General features: G+C 43.0%; 3 protein-coding genes. All 3 read left to right on the plus strand.

All coding sequences use genetic code 11. The features are described from left to right. Positions 1-99 precede the first annotated feature (99 nt). Genes ACYVRA_RS06040 through ACYVRA_RS06050 form a run of 3 tightly spaced genes read left to right on the plus strand, consistent with a single transcriptional unit; the run spans position 100 to position 2,841 of the window. Positions 100-723: a hypothetical protein gene (locus ACYVRA_RS06040; RefSeq protein WP_461251850.1), complete on the plus strand. Its 624-nt coding sequence runs from the start codon at positions 100-102 to the stop codon at positions 721-723. Between the two features lie 19 nt (positions 724-742). Continuing rightward, positions 743-1,429: a tetratricopeptide repeat protein gene (locus ACYVRA_RS06045; RefSeq protein ID WP_461251851.1), complete on the plus strand. Its 687-nt coding sequence runs from the start codon at positions 743-745 to the stop codon at positions 1,427-1,429. Next, positions 1,429-2,841: a TolC family protein gene (locus ACYVRA_RS06050; RefSeq protein WP_461251852.1), complete on the plus strand. Its 1,413-nt coding sequence runs from the start codon at positions 1,429-1,431 to the stop codon at positions 2,839-2,841. Before ACYVRA_RS06045 ends, ACYVRA_RS06050 begins: the two co-directional genes overlap by 1 nt. The last annotated feature ends 88 nt before the right edge of the window (positions 2,842-2,929 follow it).

Raw genomic sequence — 2,929 nt, forward strand, 5'->3', positions numbered from 1 at the left:
AGCCCCTGTTCAAGTTCTTCTCTTTTTATCAGTCCCATACCATAAGCCCACGCCAACTCCTTATAAGCCGCCGCAGGATTTGAGCCGCTGTTTAATGAATTGGATGAGCCGGATGGATTTGGCAGATGGTTGATTCTTGTCTGCGCTTTAGAAAAAGACAAAGTCGCTTCGTCTAAAACAAATTCATTTACTGCAAATTCACCTGCTGTTGATTCATCCGTAACAAACTCATTTTCAGCAAATTCATTTGCCGCAGATTCATCTGCAAAAACTAGGCGAATCAGCGCGGCTTACAAGTCTATTCGAGCGCGTTATTCGCAATTCCCCGAGTACTGGTACAGAGGGGCGAGGGTTTTTTCAGGCGGGATAGCCGCGCAATACGCGGAAAATTGCATCAATTTGTCTTCGCAAGGACCATTCGCGGATGAATGCCGCTCAATATTAGCGGCTAACACTGGTTTAAAAATAGAGGACGGATTATCTATAAAAACTAAAAAAGAAATTGAAACGATTATTTCCCAATCCGTAAAATCAAGTAATCCGCAAATACTTGATTCCTTGCTGCCGTTAATCAGTCTGCCGGATAACCCTTACACGGTTTACGCGGTCAGCGCGCTTAAATCATTAAAAAGCATTCCAAAGTTTAATGAGTATTTTAGCGGACAAGCGGCTGTTTCCAAGGGACGTCTTGCGGAACGGCTTTTATACATTTGCCGTAGTTAGGTGATATGGAAGGTGTTATATGAAAAATACAATTTTAAATAGAAATTTTATTTCTTTATTTTTAATTTCCACAGTTTTCTGTGTCGCTTTCTGCGCCACCTCTTGTTCCGCTTCCCATGCCAAAACGCCAAATACAGAAACAATTCGCATTTATGTCCGCGCTTCTGACGCATACGCTCAAGGGCAATTTACTGAAGCCGCAACGCTTTTGTATAAACAAAATAATTTTCCGCCCGCGCTGGTACTTAGGGCAAAAGCGGAATATTTTTCTGACAACCTTGATAAAGCGGAAAAATCATGCCGCAGGGCGATAAAATTGCGCCCTTCATTGTTAGAGGCAAATTTATACCTTGCAAGAATTCTACGCGAAAAAGGCGATCTTAAAGGCGCAGAAACCGTATTGGAATCTTTGTTAGCCGATAATCCGCAGGATATTCGCGCATTGAGGCTTGCGGCGGAACTTGCCTCCGATGCGCGTAAATATGATGAAGCTGCGATTTTTCTGGACAGAGCCGCTGAATTTTCCGCGGAAAGCGCGTTGGTTCTGCTTGACAGGGCAAGACTGCGCTGGACATCTGGAAAAAGCGCGGAAGCATACGCCAAAGCGCTGGAAGATTTAAGCCGCGCAAAAGCCATGCTTCCGTGGGATACTCCTCTGTTACGCTCAATATCAAATCTTGAAAAAATAATAAAAGGGGTAATGTGATGCGAAATATTTTTACGGTTCTACTTTTGTTTGTTACTGTTTGCGGTTACGCAAACGACAACAATTTACATACATTGACATTCGCTCAGGCGGCGAAACTTGCCGTTGAGGCTTCTGTCGATTTAAAACATTCACGCGCTTTACAGCCTCTTTTAAAAGGAGCGTGGGCATGGGGTTTACGCGCATATTTTCCGCAACTCAATATCAGTATCTCAGAAAATGACCGCATGCAGCAAATTGGCGCGGATTCATTTATGAAAAATTACACTATCAGCGTTGATCAGCTGGTTTGGGATGGAGGCAAAATATCAATGTCCAGAAAACTTGAACGAATGGATCTTGATCTTTCATCTTTAAAACTGGACAGGGCGGCTAATGAAATCGCGGAATCGGCAATAAGCGCGTATCGTAAATTAATGTCATCAAGGGCGATACTTGAAATTAAAAAAAACGCGCTTGTTGTTTTGGAAGAGCAGCGAAAAATTTTAGACGAAGAAGTGCGGCTTGGCCTCGCGCTTCCTGTGGATCTTGCAGGCGCGGACATAAATTTATTGAACGCGAAAATAGACATTTATTCCCTGCAATTGGATCTTGCCGAAATGGAAAATCAGTTTTTGGAACTCCTTGGACTTGATTCCATGCCTGTTCTAACTGAAAAAATTGATTTAAATTATTCAGTCTTACTCCCAACGGCTTCAGCGGCGGCTGAGCTTGCAAAAAAGCAAAATCCCGATTTAATCGACGCGCGTTATTCGATAAAGAAAAGACAAACAGAATTAAGGTATATCTCCTGTTCATGGATACCCAGCCTGCGTCTTACCGGTAATTTTGGATTAACAGGCCAGCATTATCCGCTAACGCGATATAACTGGTCGGTCGGAGTATCCGTCGATTTTTCAACGCCGTTACTCCAAAACCGTTTTGACGCGCAGGCCGGCTGGGAACCGCCTTACGATAATTCGGCGGCAATTCAAAATCGTTTTTCTATTTTGCCCGATCCCGCGTCGGGTTATCAAAGAAAACAGGCTAAAATCGCGCTGACATTAGAACAGGAAAAATACAAAACCGCGCTTGAACAAATTGGCAGAACGGCGGCGACTGCCGTGAACAAATGCGTTTTTATTGAACAAAAAAAACTTCTGGCAATTGAAGCCTCGACACTTGGCGCGGAACGCTGCCGTATTGAAGAAATAAGATTGAGTCTTGGACAAATAACAAGATTAACTTTAATGGAAACGTTAATCGAACAAACTCAAAAAGAAATTGCCGTAATAGAAGCTGCAACCGCGTTATTGGAAGCGGAACGCGAACTGGAACGTTTTCTTGACCTTGAACCGGGAGAATTAAAAGAATTCGCGGCTTCACTTACAGATTCAAATATAACACCGTCAAAATCAAGGAGGAAAAAATGAAATTTAAAGGCTTCATCCATGGAAAGCCCTTTGGTATCGTGCGCGTCTGCTGAAAGACTTATTGCGTAATCGATATTTATTTCCATTG

Source organism: Treponema sp. R8-4-B8 (genome assembly GCF_054786175.1).